The organism is Streptomyces sp. NPDC001393, from assembly GCF_053597455.1.
In genome coordinates, this window is record NZ_JBSFIH010000049.1 from 42,639 (window position 1) to 67,335 (window position 24,697).

The following is a 24,697-nucleotide window of genomic DNA, read 5'->3' on the forward strand; positions in this document are numbered from 1 at the left end:
TAGGCGCCAGGCGAAGATCTCGCTGTGGGACATGCATTACAGGCGGGTGTATACCGATATGTATGGGTGCGGGGCGTGTGCCGGTGGACCGCCTCCCGGAGCAGCAGCTGGGCCGCAGGCTGGTGGCGATCCCCCTTGCGCTGATCGTCGTGATCACGGTGGTGGACGTCCATTCCCCGCCGGACGTCCACCTGGGCCCCCTGCTGGTGATCGCGCCGGCCCTCACCGCGTCCCTGGCCGGGCCGCGACTGACCGCCCTCGTCGGAGCACTGGCTGTGGCCGCCCAGGTGCTCATCGCCGTATTCCACGGCGGACTGACCACAACCAACCACCTCTCGCAGATCGCCGGCTTGACCCTGCTGTCCGCCTTGGTCGTCTTCGTCTGCCACGTGCGCGAGCGGCGCAGTCGTGAGCTGAACCGGGCACGGTCGGTGGCCGAGACGGCGCAGCTCGTACTGCTGCGGCCGCCACGCCGCCGGATCGGCCCGCTGCGGGTGGCGTGGCTGTACCTGGCGGCCGAGGACGAGACCCGTATCGGCGGCGACCTGTTCGCGATCGCGCGCTCGGAGCGTGGCACCCGCGTGATCATCGGCGACGTCCGCGGCAAGGGGCTGGCCGCCATCGGTGAGGCATCCATGGTGCTGGGCGCGTTTCGCGAGGGCGCGCACCGCTATGACACCCTGCCCGAACTCGCCGCGGGCCTTGAGGTGAGCATCTGCAGAAGCCTGGAAGACGTCGCAGACACCGAGCACGACCGGGGCGAGCACTTCATCACCGCTCTCCTGCTCGACATCCCCGACGACGGCACGCAGGTCGAGATGGTCAATTTGGGCCACCCGCCGCCCCTGCTGCTGCACGACGACCAGGTCACCGTCCTGCACGCACGGCGCCCGGTACCCCCCTTGGGCATGTGCGAACTGTCCGTCCCCAGCCACCGCGCCGACCCCTTCACGTTCGAGGACGGCGACACGCTGCTGCTCTACACCGACGGCGTCATCGAAGCCCGCTCACCCGAAGGAGCCTTCTACCCCCTCACCGAGCGCGCCGCCTCCGCGCCCGCGTCCGGACCCGAGGCCCTGATCCGCCACATCCACCGCGACCTGCTGGAGCACGTCGGCCACGAACCCGGAGACGACGCCGCTCTCCTGGCCATCGAACGCTACGGCGCCCACCACCTCCACCTACCGCACACCACGGCCCATCCCCTCGACGGCCGCCGTCGACTCGACTCCGGCCCGAAGCCGGTTGCGGAGGACCCTTCCTGAGCCTCGACCCGGCCCGCAGACCGGCCAAGAGAAGTCCAAAGGGAGAGGGAGTCATGACGACGCAAAAGTCCGAGACGTCGGCGACTCCGGCGGACGCGAAGTGCGACGGGCCCCACCTACCCATATGCGCGCTGGACCCGGCGGCGCGTTCGCCGCGGATCGCGTCGAAGATCGCCTACTGTGGGCGGGCCTCCAGCCTCACTGGCGTTGCTGCCCGGCCGGATGACGTCGTAGAGCGGAAGCCTGTCGGTGTGCGCGGTTACGGAACCGGCCGGCGGGCGGATGTCGTGGATCCCATGAACTGGACCGTGCGGCGTCGGCCGGCCGTGCGGGCCAGGGTCGCCATCGTGCGGTTGAGGCGGCCGGAGATGACGCTCGGCTGGGGTGTGCGGCGGTCGAGCGTGCGCAGTGCCGTGGCAACGACCTCCGCGGGGACTGGCGCTTGCTGCCGCCGTCTGCCGCATCCGTGCCGACGACGTCGAAGAACTCCGTGCTGGTCGCTCCGGGCGACAGCGCGACGCCGTCCTGTGCTTCAAACTCGACAACCGGCGCCTCGCGCTGGCCCTGGAGGAAAGCGGAAGCAGTAGCCCGTACCAGGCGGAGCATTACGGGTGGTGGCACAGCTTGCTCCGAGCCGTACTGGAGCAGATCCCCGGCCTGACCGACGGCGACTTCACCGCCCACGCCCTGCTCGCCGCCACGCGAGCCGACCTCGTCGAGCACCTGGCCGGAGAAGACCGCGTGCCGCGGGAAACAATGCGCACATGGTTGGCGAACTTCGCCACCAGAGTCCTGGCCTCCGGCCCACTGCAAGGTTGACCGCCGCGGAGTGCTCCCGGGCGCTCGCCAAGCACGCCAAGCGCGAGGCGTACCCCGGAGCCGTCAAACAGGCACACGCCGACTTGGCCGCGCTCCAGGCCGAGGAGATCCCCAGCCCTCGTATGGCGACGGCTGAGCCCGCGCGCTGACGCGGTAGTGCGTCAGCGTCTACCGCTCATTCCCGTTCCGATACCCCAAGTGGCCGCAATTTCATCGGATGCAACACTGCGGCTGGATCGCACACCGACGGCAGCTTGACCGTTCTGCACTGGTCAGCGGCTTGCATGAGCCCGCTGAGGGGGACTGGCCGCGCCGCTTGAAGGGGGTCGGATGCACGGCATCACGTCTTCTGAGCTGGGAACTTGTCAAGCGATTACATCTAATGAAAGATTCCTTCGTCTGATGTAGGTGGCGGAGGGTAGTCATTCGTGGGTGGGAACAGGCTCGCGCCGGGGGCTGTCGGGCTGCATCTGGTCAGTGACCTGCCGCTGCTGCGGCCGGACGAGCAGGTGTTCACGGCGATGCTGGACGGCTGGCGCAACCAGCAGCTCGCGCGGAACCTGGCGTTCTCCACGATCGAGGGCCGGGAGAAGGTGGTACGCGCCTTTGTCCGGCACGCGGACACGTTCCCCTGGGCCTGGTCGCCGCAGATGGTCGACGAGTGGCTGGGCGACCTGCGGTCAGTGCGCCACCTGCGCCGTTCCACGCTCCGCAATTACCAGGGATCGGTCCGGTCCTTCTGCTCCTTCATCACCGATCCCGCCTACGGATGGGCGGTGACCTGCGAGGAGCGTTTCGGCGCCCATCCGGTTCAGGTGGTGCACGAGTGGAACACTGCGGTGCACGTGGAGGAAGCCGAGGCAGACCCTGGTAAACGGGCCTTCACCCGGCAGGAGTTGCAGGCGTTCTTCGACCACGCCGACGACCAGGTCGGCAGGGTCCGCGGACGGGGCCGCAAGGGCTGGCTGCCCGCTTTCCGCGACGCGATGCTGTTCAAGACCGCCTACGCCTTCGGCCTGCGCCGCAACGAGACACGGATGCTGGACGCGGTCGACTTCGGGCGCAACCCCGAAGGCCCCGAGTTCGGCGAGTACGGCGTCCTCTACGTCCGCCACGGCAAGGCGAAGAAGGGCTCACCGCCCAAGCGCCGCAGCGTGCTGACCGTCTTCGACTGGTCGGCGGAGATCCTCCAGCAGTGGAACGAGGAAGTGCGTCCGCTGTTCCCCACTGCCGGCTCCGGAGCTCTGTGGCCCTCGGAGCGCTCGGCCCGGGTCGGCTTCTCCCAGATGAACACCCGCTTCACCACCTACCGGGACGCCCTCGGCCTGGACGACGGACTCGACTTCCACTCCTTCCGCAGGTCCTACGTCACCCACCTGATCGAGAAGGGCATGGACGCCCGGTTCGTCCAGGAACAGGTCGGGCACGAACACGCATCCACGACCGCGATCTACACGTGCGTGTCCTCCGACTTCCGCACCCGCACCCTGCGCAGAGCGTTGGACGCGACGATGCAGGCCGCTCTGCGGCCGGCGAGGAGGGCTTGATGAAACGCCAGGTCAGCTACCAGTGGCGACTGCGCGAGGTGATGGCCACCCGCGGCATCTTCGCCGCCTCCGACCTCTCCCCACTGCTCGCCGAACGCGGCATCGAGCTGTCCTCGGTCCAGGTCTGGCGCCTGGTCACCCAGACTCCCGAACGACTCTCCCTGCCCGTCCTGGCCGCACTCTGCGACATCCTCGACGTCACTCCCACCGACCTGATCGCCACCCGGGCCGAGAACGTTGCCCCGCGCCGCACCGCCGCCTCCGGCGGCGCCGACGTCGTGGACCTGGCCAACACCATCCGGCCCAAGCGCGCCCGGATCACCCCCGACTCGTGAGCCCGGCCTACGACAGCCGCGAAAAGTACGAGCGGTGGCACATACGCACCTGCGCACGCTGCGGCCGCCGCGCCGCCAAGTCGGCGAACTGGTCGGACGGACCTATCTGCCGCACCTGCTACGAGCGGGCCACGCGGGACCGGGGCCGCTGCCCCGGCTGCGCAACCGAGCGGCTGCTTCCCGGCAGGGACGCGGCGGGGACCGCGATCTGCCGGGACTGCGCAGGCATCGGCCGCGACTTCTTCTGCGACCGCTGCGGCTTCGAGGGCCTGCTTCTGGGCGGACGGCTCTGCGAACGCTGCACCCTCTCCGACCGGCTCACCGCCCTCCTGGACGACGGCACCGGCCGCATCCACCCGCAGTTGGTCCCGCTGCACCAGCTTCTGGTGAGCCTGGACCGCCCGAAGAGCCGGCTGATCTGGCTCCGCAACCCGCAGGTCCCGGCTCTGCTGCGGGACCTCGCCACCGGAACAGTGCCGCTTACACACGACGCCATCCAGGCCCTGCCGAACTGGCGGACCGCCGCCTACCTTCGCGACCTGCTCATGGACAGCGGTGTCCTGCCTCACCTCGACCGTCGGCTCCTGCTGTTCGAGCGGTGGCTCGCCCAGCGCATCGCCGCCACCGCCGACACAGAACACGCCCGCATGCTCCAGCACTTCGCCACCTGGCACCAGCTCCGAAAGCTCCGCGCCAAGGCGGCCAGGAGCCCGCTGGGTACCAGCACGACGCAGGAATCCCGTCAGCAGATCACCCAGGCCGGCGCCTTCCTGGTCTGGCTCGCCGCCCGGCACGTCACGCTGGACGCCTGCACCCAGACCGATCTCGATGCCTGGCACGCGGAGAAGTACGCCACCCGGCGCCCCGCACAAGCATTCCTGCGCTGGTGCATGGACACCCGCCGCATGCCGCGGCTGACCATCCCGAACCGCCCGACCACCAACCCCCACCCGATGGGCCAACACCAGCGCATCACCGCCCTGCAACGGGTCCTCGCCGACGACAGCACCTCGCCCAGAGTCCGCCTCGCCGCCTGTCTGGTCCTGCTGTTCGCCCAGCCCGTCAGCCGGATCGTCCGCATGGTCACCGACGACGTTGTCCACGACGGTCGGCATGTCGCACTCCGGCTCGGCAACCCGCCCACCCCAGTACCCGAGCCGGTGGCCGCCCTCCTGCTCGACTACCTCCAGGCCCTGCCCGCCAACACCCCTGCCATCAACCAGAACTCGCCCTGGCTCTTCCCCGGCCGCCGCCCGAGCCAGCCGATGAATCCCGGCACTTTGCGCGACGCACTGCGGAAACTCGGCGTCCCGGCCGAGAAAGGCCGCACCTCCGCCATCCGCCAGCTCGTCCTCCAGGCCCCGGCGCCCGTCATCGCCCAGGCACTCGGCTACCACGACAAGAGCACCACCCGCATCGCCACCGAAGCCGGAGCCCCCTGGAAGAACTACGCACCCGGCGACCACACACGCTGACTGGCCCCCTCGAACTACGCGCCGGGCGAAAGATCACACCGCTCGGCGGTCTTCACCCCACAGTGGTGACCATGCTGAACCGAGTAGCCGTCCTGTCCGACATCCACGGAGTCCTGCCGGCCCTGGAGGCAGTACTCGCCGAACCCGACGTCAGCACCGCCGATCACATCGTGCTGACCGGCGACATCACCGCCGGCCCGCAACCGGCCCAGGTGCTCGACCTGCTGACCAGCCTCGGCGACCGCGTCATCTGGATCAGCGGCAACGCCGACCGGGAACTCCTCGAATACCGCCGGGGGCAACGCGACACGATCCCCGACCCGATCGCCCCCTGGGCAGCCGAAAAGCTCCGCGAAGACCATCTCGACCTTCTCGGCTCGCTTCCACGATCACTATCCCTGTCCGTGAAAGGCATGGGAAAGGTGCTGTTCTCCCATGCCACCCCTCGCGACGACGAGGAGGTCGTCCTGGTCGACTCCCGCCTCGGCCGCTGGGAGGAAGTCTTCAGCGGACTCGATACCGACATCCGCACCGTGGTCTGCGGCCACACCCACATGCCGTTCGTCCGCCTCGCCCACGGCCGGCTCGTGATCAACCCCGGCAGCATCGGCATGCCCTACGGACGAACCGGAGCACACTGGGCCCTACTGGGCCCGGGCGTCGAACTGCGCACCACGCAGTTCGACCTCCAAGCCGCAGCCACCCAGCTCAGCCAGGACTCGTCCTACCCCGACATCACCGAATGGGCGGACTACTTCCTGCACGCTCGCGCGACCGACGCCGACGCCCTCACAGCCTTCGCCCCACGGGACGGACGCGACCACAGCCCGTGACACTCGCACCCCATCCACGACAGCGGGCAGCCGAACACCGACTACACGATCAACGACGCCTACCAATCCCGAGGGCCGAGTTACGGGATGAGACCTGGCGCCGACGTGACTCTGTGATGGGCGGGACCCAGATCGTGCCGAGGTGCGGGCGCTGCTGGTCGAGCGGCATCCGGAGTGGGCCGGGCGGGAGTGGATCGAGTCGGGCTTCAGATGCCTGCGCATCAGCCCGCCGCGGACGCTGACAGCGCCCCTGGCGGCTCGACTGCCCTGGTGTGACACGGCGCTTCACGGCCGGAGAGGGAGGCGGTCGCCAGAAGTGGCCGGGGCCGCTCGCATCACCGCCATGGGCCGCCGCCCGGATGAAGCGGTCACTTCGTCAGGACGATCAGTACGGCGGCCCCGAGGAAGGCCATCCCGCCCAACAGCAGAGACACCGCCGTCCCCATCATGTACCGCCACATGTGCACCCGTGCCGTCTGGGGGTGCCGGCCTTCATACACCACCGGAACCTCGCGCCCTGTCTCCAGGCCCATCCTGGTCCCCCGCATCCGGGGTGAGAACTCCACGCGATGTCCCTGCTGGTCATGGAAGGCGACGACCGGCACCCAGATCTGCCCGTCGTCATCGGCGACCTGCGTGTTGTCGACCACGACGCCTCGCGTGTGAATGCCGTCCCGCCGCAGCCGCCGCACCACAGCCGCCTCCCGCCACGCGACGACGAAAAGCAGCGCGGCCGGCGCAGCACACAGCACCGCGACCGTGGTTCCGTTCGACATCAACCGCTCTTCCCGTTCCGTCCGGCACACCGAGTCCTCGCTGTCGAGGAGACGCAGCACCCCGAGGACCGGTTGCAACACAACACCCAGACGACCCGATTCCCGGAGCGCCACAGGTTGGGCGACGGGGGATTTCGCCGCCTGGCAGGAGGCCGGCTCCAGCAGGGAACGTTTGGCCCGGCGAACCGTCCGCACCCGGCCCTCGTCTTCCCGCGCGACCACCACCACACGCCCAGGAGAACAGATCGTGGCCGACGTCATCGCCATCGGCATGTTGATCGCTGGAGGCACCTTGCGGCTGGTCTCGCACGTTACTGGCCGAACTCGCCGAATCCGCTGGCAATTTGGAGAACTCGGTACGTATGGGCAACGGGCATCGAGAGGGCTCTCACCTCCTCACTTGCCCTGTTCGTCCCGGCCAGGCAACCCTCGCGCGCGCAGGCCGAGGCCGTCTCGGCGTCGGCGTCCACCGAGACCACCGCGCCCGAACGGTCCGCTGTTCCCTCTTCCCCATCACGGAAGGCGGGCAGGCCGGCCCACCGGAGTGCTTGGATCACGTGGTCGGCCAGCTCGTACCGGACAGCGAGAACTTGGTCGGACGCGCGGGCAAAACCGTACTCGGACATCGCGTTTCTCTTCTCCTTGGGTGGTGCGGCGGGCATCTTGATGACCGCCCACCGCACCCGACACGTTCCCTATCTGCTCAGCGGAATGCTGAGTGGACCGGAGAAATGCCGTCCCTTCGAACCTTTGGATCAGCTTGTACAGGAGGTTCGAGGAAGCAGACCCGTTGGGGACGGAGTAGGTGATGGGGGCCCCGGGTTTGAGCAGGTTCTCCAGCTTCGGCGCACATGCATCGCAGGGGCTCCGTTCGCTGTACAACGCTTCGATCTCGGTCGGGGGCAACCGTCACCCTTGCTGAAACCGACGACATGGAGGGTGTCTCACGTGGCACGTTTCGCGAGCTTCTTGTAGCAGGTCAGGGCGGCGGCCATGGCCAGGCCTCGGCTCTGCCAGTCGTTGCGGACCACGTACGGGATCTTGAGACCACGAGCAGCCCATGGCAGGCTCGTGCCGCATGATCGATGAATTCGCGAAAGACAACCTGCACGGGAGACTGCGGCGGGACCGCAAGGCGCTGCTCTGGAAACTCGACGGCTTGTCCGAATACGACGCCCGTCGACCTCTGACAGTAACCGGGACCAACCTCCTCGGCCTGGTCAAACACGTGGCCACCGTCGAGGCCAGGTACTTCGGCGAGGTCTTCGGCCGCCCTTCCCCGGAACCGCTGCCCCGGTGGCAGGACTACAACGGCAGCGATCTGTGGGCGACCGAGGACGAGACCCGCGATCAGATCATCGGGTTCTACCGGTGCACGTGGGAACACTCGGACGCGACGATCAACGAGCTTCCCCTCGACGCCCCCGGCCACGTGCCGTGGTGGCCGGAGCCCTATTCCAACACGAACCTGTTCGCCGTCATGGTCCATGTCCTCGGCGAGTCCAACCGGCATGCCGGGCACGCCGATATCCTGCGCGAGGGCCTCGACGGCCGGACCGGGGTGCGCCCCGAACACGAGAAGCAGATCGACGAGGAAGCTCGTGCGGCCTACTGCGCGAAGATAGAACAGGCCGCCAGGTCGGCCGCACCAATCAAGGCTTAGAGGCAACTAGGCCACGCCTGGAGCCCGGCACAGTACGACGTCGGCCGACATGCCGCCGCCGGTACAGCGGCGGCGCGCCGGTCGGCGCCGTTGTGACTACGCGCCCCCGGTGGCCGCTGTGAAGGACTCGGTCAGCGAAGGGCGTCGTTGGTGCGGGCGGTCCAGATCGCCAGGGCGGCGAGGAGGGCGCAGGCGCCGCCGAGCCACAGCACGCCCTGGAGGGCGAGCGCGTCGACGATGACGCCGCCGACCAGCGCGCCGAGGCCGATGGACAGGTTGAACACCGCCACCCACAGCGAGGAGGCCGCTTCCACCGCCCGCGGGGCGGACTTGATCATCCAGGTCTGGAGGCCCACGGACACACCGCCGTAGGACAGACCCCAGCCGATCAGCATGACACCCCTGCCGGGCATTGCAATGCAAGAATGGAAAAGTTGAAAACCAATGACCGCTTCGCCGGGAATGGCAACCGACAGCGCCGCGGATGCACTCTACCGCCTGGTCCACGAGGACTCCCAGGACACGCTTCTGACAGCGCAGGAGCTTGAGGGTTTCTTTGTGTGGCCGCCAAACGAATCCGAGGAAATCATTCTCAGGGGCGTCCCTGATACGTTCAGCGCGCTCTCCGGGGACTTCGACGACATAGGGATCGACGTGGTCGACCTCGACGGGAAGCGGATCGGATCCTACTACATCGGCCGTGTTCAGCTCGGTGACGCGGAACGCAGCCTTCTCGGTGCCGGCCTTGCCGACCGAAAGGCTTCCTTCCACGGAAGTGCCTGCGCGTACCCATATGCGGGTCAGTTCTGGCGTCGCCGGGCCGGTGGAAAGCCGACGGAAACGGGGGAATGGCGTCGCCACCCCGTTGAGGCCCATGAGAGCTGGCTGCACGTCGTGCAGTCCACGTGGTTCGCGACAGGGCACGAGGCGGGCAGGTACGGCACTGACCGCGCAGTCGTCATCGATGGCCTCGAGATGCCTCGGGAAAGCAGCTTCTTCTGCGCTCTCGGAGAGGCGGTGAACGGCCCCGGAGGGTACTTCGGCTCGAACCCCGCGGCCCTCGACGACTGCCTCATGAGCAGCAGACTTCCGAGTAATCCGCTTCAACTCACATGGCGCAATTTCGCGGCGTCTCGCGAGCAATTGGGGGATGACTTCACTGCCTGGGCGGTGAACGTCATGCGAGAGTACGGCGTCGAGGTCATCCCGACCTGACGTGCCCACGTCGACCCCATGGCGTGCAGACCCTTCATTCGTCGCCGCTGACGGTCAGGGATTTTCGATGTACGAGTCCCGGCCCACGCTGTCCGTCGGGCGCGAAGAGGCCCTGTGCCGCCCACCCCCTGTCCCCCGACTGCATATCAGCTCCAGGGGGTGGAGGCGAGCCAGCTGGTGTCCTGGGGCCACAGCGAGGTGGCGTCCCAGGCGTAGGAGCCGCCGTCGCTTGCGACGTACGCGACGTGGGAGTAGTGGCGGATGTACTTGGCCGGGTAGTTGAACGACTGGAACGAGTAGCCCGTGCCGCTGTTGCCGGGGGACGGGCAGAATGTGGCGTCACCGGCAAACTGCGCGGTCCCGTCGCGGGGTTTGAGGTAGAGCTCGAATGCGTAGTGCCTGAGGTACGCGCCGGATGCGTTGGCCGACTCGAAGGAGACGCACTTGCTGTCCGCCAGACCTGGCCTGACGATCCACGTGGCGTTGGCCTTGTCGGTCGATGAACTGCTCGAGGTTACTGGCGCGATCACGACCTTGTCGTCGCTCGCGTCGTGCTGCAGGTAGTCGGAGGTGCAACAGGCGGTCGTGGCCTGGAGTGAGATCCTCGCCCCCGGGGTGAACGGCGTGGTGGTCGTGGCGTAGCCGGCCGCGGCGATGTTGGCCTGGACCGCGGCGTCGGTCGTGTCGGAGGGGTAGCCCTTGACCATGGCGCCCTCGTAGAAGGTGCCCGCGCTCGCGTTCGTGTTGGTCTGGCAGCAGTCGCCACCGCTGCCGAGGATGATGGCGCCCTGCTTGTGCATCGGGTTGTACCCGCTGGGCAGTGAGCCGCTGTAGAGCCTCGTCAGGCTCCCGGACTGGGCGTTGGCGGCGCCCAACGCCATCTGGGTCGTGCCGTTGTTCTTGAGCATGGCAGTGACGAAGTGGCTGGTCCGGGAGACCTGGTTCGGGTTCCACGTCTTGCTGCCGCCGGAGAACAGGCCGTTCTCCAGGTCCGCCTGCACCCAGGGCCCGGTTCCGCTGCAACCACCGAACCAGCACTCCGTGCCGAAGTTGATCGCGTCCATGGCGCCGTTGCCGTCGGCCTTGTGGTCCGTCTCGGTGTTGCCGTAGTCGAAGCAGCAGCCGTTGTTCACGTGGGTGCCGCTGGTGACCATGTACTCGCCCTCAGGTGAGCTGCCGGTCGGCACACCCGAGGCGGAGCCGTCGACGAAGTAGCTGTTGCCGGGGTTGACGTAGAGCGCGTAGGCCTTCTGGCCGCCTACCGTCACCGCTTCCGAGGTCGCGGTGGCCGCCGTGTCGGCGCCGCCGGTCCCGCCGGGTCCCTGGTAGAGCAAGGTGTTGCCCTTGCCGGTCTGGTCGTAGACGCGGGTGACGACGCAGTCCGTACCGGCGCAGAACGAGTCCTGTGCGGCGGCGTTGGCGACGCCTCCGGCGCTGAGCACACCGATGTCGCGGGTGGTGCTGTCCGACGAGCGTCTGACCTGGTAGAGCGCGCCGTTGTAGGACGCGTACAGGGCGCGGGTGGTGCTGTGGGCAGCGATGCAGGGTGTCCCGCCCGCGGCGTAGATGTCGCAGGGCGCTTGCGTGGCGGCGTGCGAGGCGCCGGTGGAGGCCACCAGACCGGCGAGGGCGAGCGCCAGCGTGGTCAAGGAGGCCGCCAACCCCTGGCGCATTCGGCGAAAAGTGGACAGCGCAGGCAACAGGAACTCCCGTGTTCATCGGTGCGGATCATCAAGTCGCGCCCCGACCGAGTCCGCGGCGGACCGGTCGGCGCGGCAAGGGCCGTGCAGGCGAACGGCGGTGAGAGGCCGCCGGGGCCAATCCAGTGGGGCAGCCGCGGGGCCAATCCAGTGGGGCAGCCGCCCCCCTCGAGCGCGCCCGCGGCAGCCACTCGTCATGCCGGTGCCGGAGTCACACCGCCGTGAAGGTCCACTCCAGGTTGGGACTGCTGTTCCCGGACCACTGCTTGGTCACGGAGCCCGAGGGCACGTTGCCGCCGCCGTCGAGGACGAGGCCGGTGGTGCGGTTGACGATCCAGTACCTGCCGCCACCGCGGGGCTGGATCTGCCACTGCTGGTTGGTGCCGCCGTTCCAGGGAGCCTGCTGGGCGGCGGAGCCGTTCGTGGTGGCGCCCCATCCGTCGGCGACCATGCCGTTGGTGCGGTTGACCAGCTTGTAGTAGCCGTTGCCGAGCTCGACGGCCTGCCACTGCAGGTTGGTGCTGCCGTTCCAGGTCCACTGCTTGAGGTTGGAGCCGCTGGGGACGTTGCCGCCGCTGTCCAGCACCAGCCCGTCGGTGACGTTGGTGATCCTGAGCAGGGCCGAGGGGTTGAACTGCACCTTCATCGACACGACGGCGTCGTTGTTGCCGGTGTTGCGCAGGTCGGCGTTGTCGGAGGTGAAGGTCCAGGCGGTGCCGGTGAAGTTGTCACCGGAGTAGCCGGTGATCTGGTAGCCGGGGGCCAGCTTCAGGGAGGACAGGCTGGGACTGGGCAGTCCGGCGAGCGTCAACTGGTCAGCGGTGTAGGAGCCGATGGGCAGCACGGCGTAGCCACCCGAGTAGTTGACGTCCTGGTAGGCCACGGCCCCGGCCAGTGGCTGCAGGGTGGGTATCCGGCCGGAGAAGGTCAGCTTCACGACGTAGGCGAGGGCGGAGAACGGCGCCGACGACGGCAGGGTCACGCGCAGCCCGGTCGAGTCCTGCGTTGGCGTGGGCAGGTTTGTGTACGTGCCGGCGGTGGAGTTCAGCAGCTGTACCGAGGTCAGGGAGCTGACGTCGATCCGGGCCGAGTTGAGCGTCGATATCGTCAGTGTGCTGCCCGGCCAGCCGAGGACTGTGGCGTACAGGACGGTGTCGTTCTTGTTCCGGGTGAAGCGGATGTCCTGCGGGGTACCTGCTTGCGGGGCGGTGAAGGCGCCGCCGCCCATCTGCGTGGGACCTTCGCCGTATGCGGTCCAGGCTCGGGTGGAGTACACCGACTCGCCGAAGCGCTTCAGGTAGTCGCCGATGCCGAGGAGGATGTCCTTCTGCGCCTGGGGGATGATGCCGTCCGCCATCGGGGCGATGTTGAGCAGCATGTTGCCGTTCTTGCTGACCCGGTCGATCAGTGAGTGCAGCATCTGCTGGGTGCTGTAGTAGCCGATGCCGTCCGTGTAGCACCAGCTGGAGCTGGAGATGCTGTCGTCGGTGAGCCAGTAGGGGGCGGTGATGTCGGCGGGGCCGCCGCGCTCGTAGTCGAAGACCTCGCCGTGGCTGTCGAAGCCGTCCTTGTAGGTGGCGACGACTTCGCGACCCCAGGAGTTCGCCTGGTTGTAGTAGTACGACAGGAAGTTCAGCCGCTGGCCCTCGTCGACCTTGGACAGGTCGAAGTCCTCCCAGAGGATGTCGGGCCGGGCGAGGTCGATGACCTCCTTGAGCTTGTCGTACCACAGCTGGTTCTCCGCCGTGGTGCCCAGTTGCCCGTACAGCTTCTGCAGGCTCGGGTCGGACTGCGCCGGCACGTGGTCGTAGTAGCCGTTGAAGTTGTACGCGTGGTGCATGGCCACCAGGAGCTTCAGCCCCTTGGCGCGGATGGAGTCGGTGAACAGCTGGAGCAGGTTGAGCTTCGGTCCCTTGGCGACCGAGTTCCACTCGTTGACCCGGCTGTTCCACATGGAGAAGCCGTCGTGGTGTTCGGCGACCGGCCCGGCGAACCTCGCGCCCGCGTCGACGAACAGCTGCGCCCACTCGTCGGGGTCGAAGTTGCCGCCCGCCGACTTCAGCTTCGGTGCGAACTGCACGAAGTTGCCCGCCAGGTCCTTCGCCCCGTTGATGAAGTTGTGGTATGGCCACACGGACGGGTCGCCGTAGGTCGCGATGTGGTGCTGGTTGACCGAGTCGCCGCTGATGTACATCCTGCGCGGATACCACTCGTTGCCATAGGCCGGAACGCTGAAGACGCCCCAGTGGAAGTAGATGCCGAACTTGGCGTCCTGGAACCACTCGGGGGCGGGCGGGTGCTGGTCGAGCGAGGGCCACGACGGTGTGTAGGTGCTCGGTGCCGCCTGTGCGACGCCTGACCCGAGGCCGCCGCCGGCGACGGTCGCCGCCGCTGCACATGTGGCGGCGGCCAGGAACTGGCGTCTGTTGAACGAGCTCGGCATGAGGACATCCCTGAGGTGGGAGGACAAGGGGAGACACGACGCCCACGGCTCTGGAGCGCCGCACGTTACGCATGAAGTTCGACCATGTGACGCGCAGATGTCAACGGGCGTGCAGGGATGAAAGCAACCTCTTGACTCCCGATTCCACCCCGAGTTAGACGCTTATGTCCCATTTATCGAGCATCAGACATGGCATGTTTGCGCGATGCGATGCGCGAAGGGCGCACCGCCGCACGGAAAGCCCGAGGACAAGCCGTCGACGCATCACACATGCGCATCATTGATGGGATTGATTTTACGCCCGGCCATCCCGGGCGACTCCAAGACCACCTGTTTTTCAGCGACTTCTCCCGAGACCTAGACAGCACCCTCGATCGCCGCCTATACATACATCCCATCTCTCCGATGTGGCGGCCCGCAGTCGTCGCCGTGCACACCCTCTCCCGCTCCGGGACCAGCGCGAGGAAGTATCGATGAGACTCAGAACTGCTCTCTGCTCCACCGCCTCGGCCCTGTCCGCCCTGGCTCTGCTCAGCGCCTGCAGCAGTGGCTCGGGCACCGCGTCCGCCTCGAGCGACGCGCCGCTGGTCGGCGTCGACTACCCGCGTTCCGACACCGACTTCTGGAACTCGTACATCAAGTACACACCGGAGTACGCCAAGCAGCTCGGCCTCTCGTTCAAGACCACCAACTCGCAGAACGACGTCGCCAAACTCACCGCCAACGCACAGACGTTCATCAGTCAGGGCGTCAAGGGCATAGCGATGGCCCCGCAGGACACCGCCGCCATCGCCCCCACCCTGGCGCAGCTGGAGGCCAAGAAGATCCCGGTCGTCACGGTCGACACCCGCCCCGACACCGGCAAGGTCTTCATGGTCGTCCGCGCCGACAACCGCGCGTACGGCGAGAAGGCGTGCAAGTACCTCGGCATCAAGCTCGGGGGCAAGGGCAAGGTCGTCATGCTCCAGGGCGACCTCTCCTCGATCAACGGCCGTGACCGCACCGAGGCGTTCAACGCGTGCATGAAGGCGAACTACCCGGGCATCAAGGTGTTCGGCGAGGCCACGAACTGGGACGGTGCAGTCGCCGCGCAGAAGCTGCAGACGGACCTGACCGCCAACCCGGACATCAAGGGCGTCTACATGCAGTCCAGCTTCGCGCTGTCCGGGACGCTCCAGGTCCTCAAGCAGAAGGGGCTGTTGGCCGGCCCGAAGGACAACAAGCACGTGTTCGTCGTCTCCAACGACGGCATCCCGGAGGAGCTGAAGGACATCGCCGCCGGGCAGATCGACGCCACGGTCTCCCAGCCGGCCGACCTCTACGCCAAGTACGCCCTGTACTACCTGAAGGCCGCGATCGACGGGAAGACGTTCCAGCCCGGCAAGACCGACCACGACAGCGCCATCGTCAAGGTCCGCGACGGGCTGCTCGAGGACCAGCTCTCGGCTCCGCTCGTCACCGCCGACGGCGCCACCTACGGCGGCGTGCCCAGCGTCAAGAGCGACGACAAGTCGCTGTGGGGCAACAACCTCGGCTGACACCACGTCCCGAAGACCAACGGCGAACACCACCAAGGCGGTTGAGATGAGCGACGGGGAACGAGCAGTCCGCCCCGCACCCGCCCCGACGGACGACGGACGGGTCCCGGCAGATCCGCCCGTCGTCGAGGCGACGGGCATGGTCAAACGATTCGGTCCTACGGTGGCCCTGAACGGCGCCCGGATCACCATCAGGCCCGGCGAGACGCACGCGCTCGTCGGCCGCAACGGCGCCGGCAAGTCGACCCTGGTCTCCGTCCTCACCGGCCTGCAGGCCCCGGACGAGGGAACGGTGACCTTCGGCGGCAGCCCGGCGCCACGGCTCACGGACCGCGATGCCTGGCGCCGGCGCGTGGCCTGCGTCTACCAGAAGTCGACGATCATCCCCACGCTGACCGTCGCCGAGAACCTCTTCCTGAACCGGCACGACCACGGCCGCCACCGGCTCATCAGCTGGCAGGGGGTACGCCGCCGCGCGAAGGACCTGCTGTCGACCTGGTCCGTGGACGTCGACCCGCAGACGCCCGCCGCCGATCTCAGCGTGGAGCAACGGCAGTTCGTGGAGATCGCCCGGGCTCTGTCCTTCGGTGCCCGGTTCATCATCCTCGACGAGCCGACCGCCCAGCTCGACGCGGCGGCGATCAACCGCCTCTTCGACCGCATCCGCGACCTGCAACGGCAGGGCGTGACCTTCCTGTTCATCAGCCACCACCTGCAGGAGATCTACGAGATCTGCGACATGGTGACGGTGTTCCGGGACGCCCGCCACATCCTGACCGCCCCGGTGGCCGAACTGCCCCGCACCGAACTCGTCGCAGCCATGACCGGTGAGGCGGCGGCCGACCGGCGCGAGGAACGGGCGAGCAGCCTCGACGCCGGCGCCACGGCCGCGCTCAGCGTCCGGGGTCTGGGCGGCGAGACCTTCGGCGACATCACCTTCCAGGTCGGCGCCGGGGAGATCGTCGGGCTCGCGGGGGCCGCGGGCAGCGGACGCACCGAAGTGGCCGAGACCGTCGTGGGACTGCGGGCCGCCGACAGCGGCGAGGTGGAGATCGCCGGCAACCGTCCACGTCCCGGCAGCGTGCCCGCCGCGCTCGCCGCCGGCGCCGGGTTCGTCCCGCAGGACCGGCACCACCAGGGCTTCGTGCCGGACATGTCGATCGCGGACAACGCCACACTGTCCGTTCCCCGCAGGCTCGGCAGGAACGGATTCCTCAGCCGCAGCCGACGCGACCGGCTCGCCGAGGGGATGATCGAGCACCTGGCGATCAAGACGCCCGGCCCCGACCTGCCCGTCTCCGCCCTCTCCGGCGGCAACCAGCAGAAGGTCGTCATGGCCCGCGCCCTCGCCGACGACCCCCGGCTGCTGGTTCTGATCAGTCCGACCGCGGGCGTGGACGTGCGCTCCAAGGAGTTCCTCCTCGGAAAGGTCGAGGAGACCGCGGCCACCGGCACCGGGGTGCTCATCGCCTCCGACGAACTCGACGACCTGCGCATGTGCGACCGGGTCCTGGTGATGTTCCAGGGCCGTGTGACCTCAGAGATCGCCCGCGGCTGGCACGACCACGAACTCGTGGCCGCGATGGAAGGAGTGGACCTCGATGCCTGAAACCGTCCTCGCGGACACCGCCGCAGCGGGGGGCATGGAGCCTCGGGCGAAGCGGACCGCGCTGCTCGGCGGTCGGATACCGCTGGCCCGGCTGCGCGACCTCGCCCTCGTGCCCGCCATCGTGGTCATCGCGATCGTCGGCCAGATCGTCAACCCGGTCTTCCTGCAGGTGGACAACCTCATCAACGTCCTGCAGACCATGTCCGAGATGGCCCTGCTGGTCCTCGCCCAGACGATGATCCTGATCGTCAAGAAGATGGACCTGTCGCTGGAGTCCACGATGGGGCTCGCACCGGGCGTCGCGGCCTGGCTGGTGGTGCCGGCCGGCGCCGGGCACGGTCTCGGCCTGCTCCCCGGCGCCTGGGCCATCCCCGTCACCCTCGCGGTGGGCGCGCTCGTCGGAGTGATCAACGCCCTGCTGATCATCCGTTTCGGTCTCAACGGCTTCATCGTCACCCTCGGCATGCTGATCGTGCTGCGGGGCGTCCTCACCGGCATCTCCGGCGGCCAGACCTTCTTCCAGCTGCCACCGTCCATGCTGTACCTGGGCACCGCCGAATGGTTCGGGATGCCGGCGTCGATCTGGATCTGCCTGGTGCTGTTCGCGGTCGCCATCGTCGTCCTCGGCTGGACCAGCTTCGGCCGCTCGCTGTACGCCATCGGCGGCAACGTCGACGCTGCGAAGGCGGCCGGCATCCGTACCGACCGGGTGCTGTGGATCGTCATCGTCACCGGCAGCGTGCTCGCCGCCCTCGCCGGGCTGCTGCTGTCCGGCCGCCTCGCCTCGGTCGCCTCCGCACAGGGCAACGGCTACATCTTCACCGTCTTCGCCGCCGCCGTCATCGGCGGAATCAGCCTCAACGGCGGCAGGGGCACCATGTTCGGCGCCTTCAGCGGCATCCTGCTGCTGTTCATGATCCAGAACGTGCTGACGCTCGCGGGCGTCCCCGCGCAGTGGATCGGTGCCCTCAACGGCCTGATCATCCTGGTCGCCCTGACCATCTCGCGTGTCACCGGCGGCAAGGTGCAGGAGTGAACCGGGCGGCCGTCGCCGTCGCACACCGCTCGCCGCTCGCCCTTCCGTCGCAGGGGGCCGTGTTCCCGCCTGCTCTCACAGGAGTTGCCGTCATGTCCTCTGCCGTGTCCGCTCCATCGGCATCTGCCCGTATCACCGCCCTCGACGTCCTGGACGTGCGGTTCCCGACGTCCGAGCACCTGGACGGGTCGGACGCGATGAACCCCGAACCCGACTACTCGGCCGCCTACGTGATCCTGCGCACCGACGCCACCGACGGGCTGGAGGGCCACGCCCTGGCCTTCACCACCGGACGCGGCAACGACGTGCAGGCCGCCGCCATCGCGGCCCTCGCACCCCACGTGGTCGGCCTGTCCGTCGAGGAGGTCTGCGCCGACCTCGGAGCCTTCTCCCGCTCCCTCGTCCACGACCCTCAACTGCGCTGGCTGGGACCGGAGAAGGGGGCGATTCACATGGCCACCGGCGCGGTGGTCAACGCCGCCTGGGACCTCGCGGCCAAGCGTGCGGGCAAGCCCGTGTGGCGCTTCCTCGGCGAGATGCCGCCCGAGGAACTGGTCGCGCAGGTCGACTTCCGCTGGCTCAGCGACGCACTCACTCCACAGGACGCCCTGGACATCCTGCGCCGTGCCGAACCGGGCCGCCAGGAGCGCACCGCCCGCCTGCTGGAGCGCGGCTACCCCGCCTACACCACCACCCCCGGCTGGCTCGGCTACTCCGACGAGAAGCTGGCCCGCCTGGCCCGGGAGGCCGTCGCCGCCGGCTTCACCCAGATCAAGCTGAAGGTCGGCGCGTCGCTGGAGGACGACGTACGACGCATGCGGGTCGCCCGCGAGACGGTCGGCGACGGCATCCGTATCGCCGTGGACGCCAACCAGAGATGGGACGTCCAGGACGCGATCGACTGGGTGCGCGCCCTGGCGCCCTACCAGCCGTACTGGATCGAGGAACCCACCTCTCCGGACGACATCCTCGGCCACGCCGCCGTCCGCAAGGCCGTCGACCCCATCAAGGTCGCCACCGGCGAGCACATCGCCAACCGGGTCGTCTTCAAGCAGCTCCTCCAGGCCGGCGCGGTGGACATCGTGCAGATCGACAGCGCACGGGTCGGCGGCGTCAACGAGAACATCGCGATCCTGCTGCTCGCCTCGAAGTTCGGCGTGCCGGTGTGCCCGCACGCCGGCGGTGTCGGTCTGTGCGAGATGGTGCAGCACCTGTCGATGTTCGACTACGTCGCCGTCTCCGGGACGGTCGAGAACCGGGTCATCGAGTACGTCGACCACCTCCACGAGCACTTCACCGACCCGGTGCGCATCGCCGACGGTCACTATCTGGCGCCGGAGCTTCCCGGGCTGAGCGCACAGATGCACCCGGAGTCCCTCAAGGAGTACGCCTACCCCGACGGACCCGTCTGGACCGCCCGTGTCTGATGCCCGGACCCTCGTCGACGCCCACCACCACGTGTGGAACCTGGACATCCGGCCGCAGCCCTGGCTGGACGAGCCCGGGCACGAGCCGCTCCGCCGCAACTTCAGCTCGCACGCCCTGCGATCGGCCGCGACCCGGCCGATCGCCGGACGACGGCTGACAAGTACGGTGCTCGTCCAGTGCGTCACGTCCGTCCCCGAGACTCGCGACCTCCTCACCCTGGCCGACAGCGACCCGCTGATCGGCGCCGTCGTCGGCTGGGCGGACCTGACGTCCCCAGCGATCGGCGACGTCCTCGACGACCTGCGGACGGGCTCGGCAGGCCGGTACCTGCGGGCCGTCCGGCACATCGTGCAGGGCGAGTCCGACCCGCACTGGCTCGGGCGCCCGGAGGTCGAGCGGGGGTTGCGAGCGGTCGCAGAGCGCGGGCTCGGGTATGACGTGCTGATCCGCAGCCACCAGTTCCCGCAGGCGATCCGTCTCGCGGAGAGGCTGCCGGAGCTGCCCCTCGTCCTGGACCATGCGGGCAAGCCGCCTCTCGTAACGCGGGAACTGACCGACTGGGCACAGCAGGTGCGGACACTGGCCCGGCATCCCCAGGTCCGCTGCAAGGTGTCGGGGCTCGTCACGGAGGCCGACCACGAGAAGTGGACCGTCGACGACATCCGCCCGGTGTGGGACGTCCTGCTCTCCGCCTTCGGCCCCGACCGGCTGATGTTCGGCTCCGACTGGCCGGTCTGCGTCCTCGCCGGCGGCTGGAACCGCTGGGCCGCCACCGTCGAGGAACTCCTCGACGGCTGCTCCGGCACCGAGATCCACGCGGTGCTCGCCGGCACCGCGACGGACTTCTACCACCTGACGCCTGCCCCGACGAAGGAGGGGACGCCGTGCTCCTGACGGACCTGCTGCACCCCGGAATCCTCGAAGCCCTGGCCGGAGCCGGCCACGGCGCCCGCGTCCTGCTCGCGGACGGCCACTACCCCGCCAGTACGGCCACCGGGGAGCGGGCCAGGACCGTCCACCTCAACCTGAGGCCGGGCCTGCTGGACGTCACCACCGTGCTCGACGTCCTCCTGCGGGCGATCCCCGTCGAGTCGGCCCAGGTGATGGTGCCGCCCGAGGGTGACCCGGAGCCGCCGGCCATCGCCGAGTACCGCGCCAGGCTGGCGCCCGCCCCGGTGGAGACGCTGGACCGGTTCGGGTTCTACGACGCCGCACGCTCCCCCGACCTGGCGCTGGCCATCGTCACCGCCGACATCCGTACGTACGCCAACCTGCTGCTGACCATCGGCGTCCGCGCTGAAGGGACCCTGACCCCACGATGACACTCGCAGTCCGCTACACGGCCGCCCGCACCCTGGACACGGCGCCCGCCGAGGCCTCCTCCCCCGGCCCCGGCGAGGTGGAACTGGCGCCCGCCTACGTCGGCATCTGCGGCACCGACCTGCACATCTTCCACGGCGACATGGACGCCCGGGTCGCCGCGCCCGCCGTCCTCGGACACGAGATGTCCGGCCGCGTCGTACGCGTCGGGCCGGACGTGGAGGGCTGGCAGCCCGGTGACGCGGTGACCGTGATGCCGCTGCGCTGGGACGGAACCTGCCCGGCGTGTGCCTCCGGTCACCGGCACATCTGCCAGAACCTCGACTTCATCGGCATCGACTCGCCGGGCGCGATGCAGCAGCGCTGGACCGTGCCGGCCGCCACCCTCGTCCGGCTGCCCGGCTCCCTCGCCCTGGACCGGGCCGCACTCGTGGAGCCCACGGCCGTGGCTGTGCACGATGTCGGCCGGGCCGAGGTGCGGGAGGGCGAGCGGGTCGTCGCGGTCGGCGGCGGACCGGTCGGGGTGCTCATCGCGCTGGTGGCGCGGGCCGCCGGTGCCGAGGTCCGCGTGGTGGAACTCAGCACCCACCGACGCCTCCTGGCCGAGGAGTTGGGCCTGACCACGTGGGACCCGGCCGCCGACGACGTGCCCGAGCTCGTCCAGCGGTGGACCGGCGGCGCGGGCGCGGACGTCGCCTTCGAGGTCTCCGGCGCCGCGGGCGGTGTCGGCACCGCCGTGGAGGTGCTGGGCGTGCGTGGCCGCCTGTGCCTGGTGGCGATCCACCCCCGCCCGCGCGAGGTGAACCTGCACCGCTTCTTCTGGCGGGAGCTCACCCTCGTGGGTGCCCGGTTGTACGACCGCTCCGACTTCGAGCGGGCGGTGACGCTGGTGGCGGACGGCACGATCCCCGCCGAGCGGCTGATCAGCAAGGTCGTGCCGCTCACCGAGGCGCCCGCGGCCTTCGAGGCGCTGGAGGCGGGCGGGGACGTGATGAAGATCCTGGTGGACTGCGGCAACGACGCGACGGGAGCCTGAGATGCCTCTTTTCGATCTGACCGGCAGGCTCGCCGTCGTCACCGGCGCCCGGCGGGGCATCGGCCGGGCCATGGCCCGCGCGCTCGCCGAGGCCGGCGCGGACGTCATCGGCGTCAGCGCGTCGCTGGAGGAGTCCGGCAGCGCGGTGGAGAAGGACGTCGTCGCCGCGGGCCGCACCTTCGAGGCGATCCGCACCGACTTCGCCGACCCCAACGCCGTACGGGCCCTGGGCGCGGACCTCGCCGGGCGCGAGCGGCCGGTGGACATCCTGGTCAACAACGCGGGCACGATCCGCCGCGCCCCGGCTGCCGAACACCCGGACGCGGACTGGGAGTTGGTGCTGCAGGTCAACCTGAGCGCCCAGTTCGCGCTCACCCGGGCGGTCGGCGCGGCGATGGTGGCCCGCGGCCAGGGCAAGGTCATCTTCACGGCCTCGCTGCTCAGCTTCCAGGGCGGCATCACCGTCCCCGGCTACACCGCCGCCAAGCACGCCATCGCCGGACTGACCAAGGCACTGGCCAACGAATGGGCCCCGCACGGCGTGAACGTCAACGCCATCGCGCCCGGCTACATCGCCACCGACAACACCCAGGCACTGCGGGACGATGCGGTGCGCAGCAAGGCGATCCTGGACCGCATCCCCGCCGGACGCTGGGGGACCGCCGACGACCTCGCGGGCGCCACCGTGTTCCTGGCCTCGGACGCCGCCGCCTACGTCCACGGCACCGTCCTGCCCGTCGACGGCGGATGGCTGGGCCGATGACCGCGTCTGTCGTCTCCGTCCTGTCCGGTGCCCGGATCCTGCCGGTGCTCACCGTTCCGTCCGTCGCGTGCGCCGGCCCGCTCGCCGACGCGCTCACGGCGGGCGGCGCCCGGTGCGCCGAGGTCACCTTCCGTACCCCGGACGCCGAGCAGGTGGTGAAGGCGATGGCGGCGCACGGCGGGCTGACGGTCGGCGCGGGCACCGTGCTCACGTCCGAGCAGGCGGAGCGGGCCGTGGTGGCCGGGGCCCGCTTCGTGGTCTCCCCCGGTTACGACGCCGAGGTCGTCGCCACGTGCCGCGAGCTCGACGTACCCGTCGTACCGGGTGTCGCCACCGCCACGGAAGTGATGCGGGCCCTGCGCGCCGGTCTCGACACGGTCAAACTGTTCCCCGCCGAGCCGCTCGGCGGCATGGGCATGCTCAAGGCACTCGCGGCTCCGTTTCCCCGGGCACGTTTCCTGCCGACCGGCGGCATCGGCCCCGCTCACCTGCCCGGCTACCTTGCCCACCCGGCGGTCCTCGCCGTCGGCGGCAGCTGGATGGCGACCACCGGCCACGTGGAGCGCGGCGACTACGACGGGATCCGGCGGCTGACCGCCGAGGCCGTCGTCAGGAGCAGGCGATGAGCTCCCCCGAGGTCATCGCCCTCGGCGAGGTGATGCTCCGCTTCGACCCCGGCGAGGGCCGCGTCCGCACCGCCCGCACCTTCCACGTCTGGGAGGGCGGCGGCGAGTACAACGTCGTACGCGGACTGCGCCGCTGTTTCGGCCTGCGCACGGCCGTCGTGACCGCTCTGGTCGACAACGCGGTGGGGCGGCTGGCCGAGGACCTGATCCTGCAGGGCGGAGTCGACACCTCACTGATCCGCTGGGTGCCCGGCGACGGCATCGGCCGCACCGCCCGCAACGGGCTGAACTTCGTGGAGCGGGGCTTCGGCATCCGGGGTGCGCTGGGTGTCAGCGACCGCGCCAACACGGCCGTGTCCCAGCTGCGCAAGGGGGACGTCGACTGGCATGCGCTGTTCGCCGCGGGCCCGCGCTGGTTCCACACGGGCGGCATCTTCGCCGGCCTGTCGGACACCACGGTGGACGTGGCGGACGAGGCGATGGCCGCGGCACGCCGGCACGGCGTCACCGTTTCCTACGACCCCAACTACCGCCCGAGCCTCTGGGCCGGCCGCGGCGGTGCCGAACGGGCCCGCGAGGTGGACCTGCGGCTCGCCCGGCACGCCGACGTGGTGGTGGGCGCCCTCGGCCTGGCCGGACCGTACCCCGGAGCGGTGCGCGTCCGCCCGGACGAGGTGCCGGATGCGCTCGCCGAGGTCGCCGACCTGCTGCCCGAGGCCAAGGTACTGGCCACCACGCTCCGCGGCGTGCCCTCGGCAGGCGTGAACGACTGGTCCTCGGCGGCCTGGTCACCGGCGACCGGCTTCGTCGCGGGCCCCGACATGCCCGGCTTGCACGTCCTGGACCGCATCGGCTCCGGCGACGCCTTCGCGGCCGGACTCGTCTACGGGCTGCTGACGTCGGCCCCCGGGCCTGAGAGCGAGTCCACGGCCGGTTCCGGCCCGGCTGACGGACGGTGGAGCGCCAAGGCGCCGCGGCACCGCCCCCTCGGCCGGGCCGGGTCGCAGCACGCACCGCTCCGGCGCCCCGCCGCCGAGCCGCTCACGGGTGCCGAGCCGACCGGTGCGCCGCTCACCACCGCCCGTCTGGAGCGCGCCCTCGCCTACGGCACGGCTCACGGCGCACTCTCCATGACGACGCCCGGCGACGTCTCCATGGCCTCGCTCGCCGAGGTCGAGGCGCTCGTGGCGGGCGGCTCGGCAGCCGTCTGGCGCTGAAACGGCGCCTTGTCCCGCCCACAGGAAGCCGTCCCACCCGTAGGACCCGAGGA

General features: G+C 69.4%; 24 protein-coding genes and 1 pseudogene. 19 read left to right on the forward strand and 6 right to left on the reverse strand.

The genetic code is table 11. The features are described 5' to 3' along the window. Positions 1-62 precede the first annotated feature (62 nt). The 7 genes and pseudogenes from ACWC2T_RS35585 (at position 63) to ACWC2T_RS35615 (ending at position 6,274) form a co-directional block, all read left to right on the forward strand. The gene (locus ACWC2T_RS35585) at positions 63-1,265 is read left to right on the forward strand and encodes a PP2C family protein-serine/threonine phosphatase (RefSeq protein ID WP_450674468.1); all 1,203 of its coding nucleotides are present in this window, start codon (positions 63-65) and stop codon (positions 1,263-1,265) included. A 516-nt stretch (positions 1,266-1,781) separates the two neighbouring features. Beyond that, positions 1,782-2,084, forward strand: a pseudogene (locus ACWC2T_RS35590) (TetR/AcrR family transcriptional regulator); the annotation flags it as partial. Next, entirely contained in the window at positions 2,081-2,233 is a 153-nt protein-coding gene (locus ACWC2T_RS35595; protein WP_450674469.1) for a hypothetical protein, read from the forward strand. The pseudogene ACWC2T_RS35590 and the gene ACWC2T_RS35595, both read left to right, overlap by 4 nt. Before the next feature lie 279 nt (positions 2,234-2,512). Further along, entirely contained in the window at positions 2,513-3,631 is a 1,119-nt protein-coding gene (locus ACWC2T_RS35600) for a tyrosine-type recombinase/integrase (RefSeq protein WP_450674470.1), read from the forward strand. Beyond that, entirely contained in the window at positions 3,631-3,966 is a 336-nt protein-coding gene (locus ACWC2T_RS35605) for a helix-turn-helix domain-containing protein (RefSeq protein ID WP_164251158.1), read from the forward strand. Before ACWC2T_RS35600 ends, ACWC2T_RS35605 begins: the two co-directional genes overlap by 1 nt. Beyond that, positions 3,963-5,441: a hypothetical protein gene (locus ACWC2T_RS35610; protein WP_450674471.1), complete on the forward strand. Its 1,479-nt coding sequence runs from the start codon at positions 3,963-3,965 to the stop codon at positions 5,439-5,441. The genes ACWC2T_RS35605 and ACWC2T_RS35610 overlap by 4 nt, the downstream gene beginning before the upstream one ends. A 71-nt stretch (positions 5,442-5,512) precedes the next feature. After that, a complete protein-coding gene (locus tag ACWC2T_RS35615; protein WP_450674472.1) occupies positions 5,513-6,274 on the forward strand; it encodes a metallophosphoesterase family protein in 762 nt (253 codons plus the stop codon). A 368-nt stretch (positions 6,275-6,642) separates the two neighbouring features. On the opposite strand, the gene ACWC2T_RS35620 is transcribed toward ACWC2T_RS35615, so the two are convergent. The 3 genes from ACWC2T_RS35620 to ACWC2T_RS35630 form a co-directional block, all read right to left on the reverse strand. Then, positions 6,643-7,278: a DUF3592 domain-containing protein gene (locus ACWC2T_RS35620; protein ID WP_450674473.1), complete on the reverse strand. Its 636-nt coding sequence runs from the start codon at positions 7,276-7,278 to the stop codon at positions 6,643-6,645. 83 nt (positions 7,279-7,361) lie between these two features. Then, positions 7,362-7,676: a hypothetical protein gene (locus ACWC2T_RS35625; protein WP_450674496.1), complete on the reverse strand. Its 315-nt coding sequence runs from the start codon at positions 7,674-7,676 to the stop codon at positions 7,362-7,364. Further along, positions 7,564-7,956, reverse strand: a complete 393-nt coding sequence (locus ACWC2T_RS35630) for a nucleic acid/nucleotide deaminase domain-containing protein (RefSeq protein ID WP_450674474.1) — start codon at positions 7,954-7,956, stop codon at positions 7,564-7,566. Before ACWC2T_RS35630 ends, ACWC2T_RS35625 begins: the two co-directional genes overlap by 113 nt. A 172-nt stretch (positions 7,957-8,128) precedes the next feature. Between ACWC2T_RS35630 and ACWC2T_RS35635 the strand changes: the two genes are divergently transcribed. Then, on the forward strand, positions 8,129-8,713 hold the full coding sequence (locus ACWC2T_RS35635) for a DinB family protein (RefSeq protein WP_450674475.1): 585 nt from the start codon (positions 8,129-8,131) through the stop codon (positions 8,711-8,713). Between the two features lie 131 nt (positions 8,714-8,844). Here ACWC2T_RS35635 and ACWC2T_RS35640 read toward each other — a convergent pair whose 3' ends face one another. Next, complete coding sequence (locus ACWC2T_RS35640; protein WP_450674476.1) at positions 8,845-9,108, reverse strand: hypothetical protein; 264 nt, start codon at positions 9,106-9,108, stop codon at positions 8,845-8,847. A 49-nt stretch (positions 9,109-9,157) separates the two neighbouring features. Between ACWC2T_RS35640 and ACWC2T_RS35645 the strand changes: the two genes are divergently transcribed. After that, positions 9,158-9,928, forward strand: coding sequence for a barstar family protein (locus ACWC2T_RS35645; protein WP_450674477.1), 771 nt, complete (start codon positions 9,158-9,160; stop codon positions 9,926-9,928). Between the two features lie 146 nt (positions 9,929-10,074). Here the strand turns inward: ACWC2T_RS35645 and ACWC2T_RS35650 are convergent, their stop codons facing one another. Next, a complete protein-coding gene (locus ACWC2T_RS35650; RefSeq protein WP_450674478.1) occupies positions 10,075-11,601 on the reverse strand; it encodes an alpha-L-arabinofuranosidase B in 1,527 nt (508 codons plus the stop codon). A 238-nt stretch (positions 11,602-11,839) separates the two neighbouring features. After that, on the reverse strand, positions 11,840-14,071 hold the full coding sequence (locus tag ACWC2T_RS35655; protein ID WP_450674479.1) for an alpha-L-fucosidase: 2,232 nt from the start codon (positions 14,069-14,071) through the stop codon (positions 11,840-11,842). Between the two features lie 473 nt (positions 14,072-14,544). Between ACWC2T_RS35655 and ACWC2T_RS35660 the strand changes: the two genes are divergently transcribed. From ACWC2T_RS35660 to ACWC2T_RS35705, 10 genes are all read left to right on the forward strand, one after another. Further along, positions 14,545-15,609 (forward strand): sugar ABC transporter substrate-binding protein, encoded by a 1,065-nt coding sequence (locus tag ACWC2T_RS35660; protein ID WP_450674480.1) that lies wholly within the window; start codon positions 14,545-14,547, stop codon positions 15,607-15,609. Positions 15,610-15,655: 46 nt separating this feature from the next. Beyond that, the gene (locus ACWC2T_RS35665; RefSeq protein WP_450674481.1) at positions 15,656-17,218 is read left to right on the forward strand and encodes a sugar ABC transporter ATP-binding protein; all 1,563 of its coding nucleotides are present in this window, start codon (positions 15,656-15,658) and stop codon (positions 17,216-17,218) included. Then, complete coding sequence (locus ACWC2T_RS35670) at positions 17,211-18,254, forward strand: ABC transporter permease (protein ID WP_450674482.1); 1,044 nt, start codon at positions 17,211-17,213, stop codon at positions 18,252-18,254. The genes ACWC2T_RS35665 and ACWC2T_RS35670 overlap by 8 nt, the downstream gene beginning before the upstream one ends. Positions 18,255-18,346: 92 nt before the next feature. Further along, complete coding sequence (locus ACWC2T_RS35675; protein ID WP_450674483.1) at positions 18,347-19,681, forward strand: L-fuconate dehydratase; 1,335 nt, start codon at positions 18,347-18,349, stop codon at positions 19,679-19,681. Next, entirely contained in the window at positions 19,674-20,576 is a 903-nt protein-coding gene (locus ACWC2T_RS35680) for an amidohydrolase family protein (protein ID WP_450674484.1), read from the forward strand. Before ACWC2T_RS35675 ends, ACWC2T_RS35680 begins: the two co-directional genes overlap by 8 nt. Next, on the forward strand, positions 20,567-21,004 hold the full coding sequence (locus ACWC2T_RS35685; RefSeq protein ID WP_450674485.1) for an RbsD/FucU family protein: 438 nt from the start codon (positions 20,567-20,569) through the stop codon (positions 21,002-21,004). The genes ACWC2T_RS35680 and ACWC2T_RS35685 overlap by 10 nt, the downstream gene beginning before the upstream one ends. After that, on the forward strand, positions 21,001-22,038 hold the full coding sequence (locus ACWC2T_RS35690) for a zinc-dependent alcohol dehydrogenase (protein WP_450674486.1): 1,038 nt from the start codon (positions 21,001-21,003) through the stop codon (positions 22,036-22,038). The genes ACWC2T_RS35685 and ACWC2T_RS35690 overlap by 4 nt, the downstream gene beginning before the upstream one ends. Position 22,039: 1 nt before the next feature. Next, positions 22,040-22,801, forward strand: coding sequence for an SDR family oxidoreductase (locus ACWC2T_RS35695; protein ID WP_450674487.1), 762 nt, complete (start codon positions 22,040-22,042; stop codon positions 22,799-22,801). Continuing rightward, a complete protein-coding gene (locus tag ACWC2T_RS35700) occupies positions 22,798-23,427 on the forward strand; it encodes a bifunctional 4-hydroxy-2-oxoglutarate aldolase/2-dehydro-3-deoxy-phosphogluconate aldolase (RefSeq protein ID WP_450674488.1) in 630 nt (209 codons plus the stop codon). The genes ACWC2T_RS35695 and ACWC2T_RS35700 overlap by 4 nt, the downstream gene beginning before the upstream one ends. Continuing rightward, complete coding sequence (locus ACWC2T_RS35705) at positions 23,424-24,644, forward strand: PfkB family carbohydrate kinase (RefSeq protein ID WP_450674489.1); 1,221 nt, start codon at positions 23,424-23,426, stop codon at positions 24,642-24,644. Before ACWC2T_RS35700 ends, ACWC2T_RS35705 begins: the two co-directional genes overlap by 4 nt. The last annotated feature ends 53 nt before the right edge of the window (positions 24,645-24,697 follow it).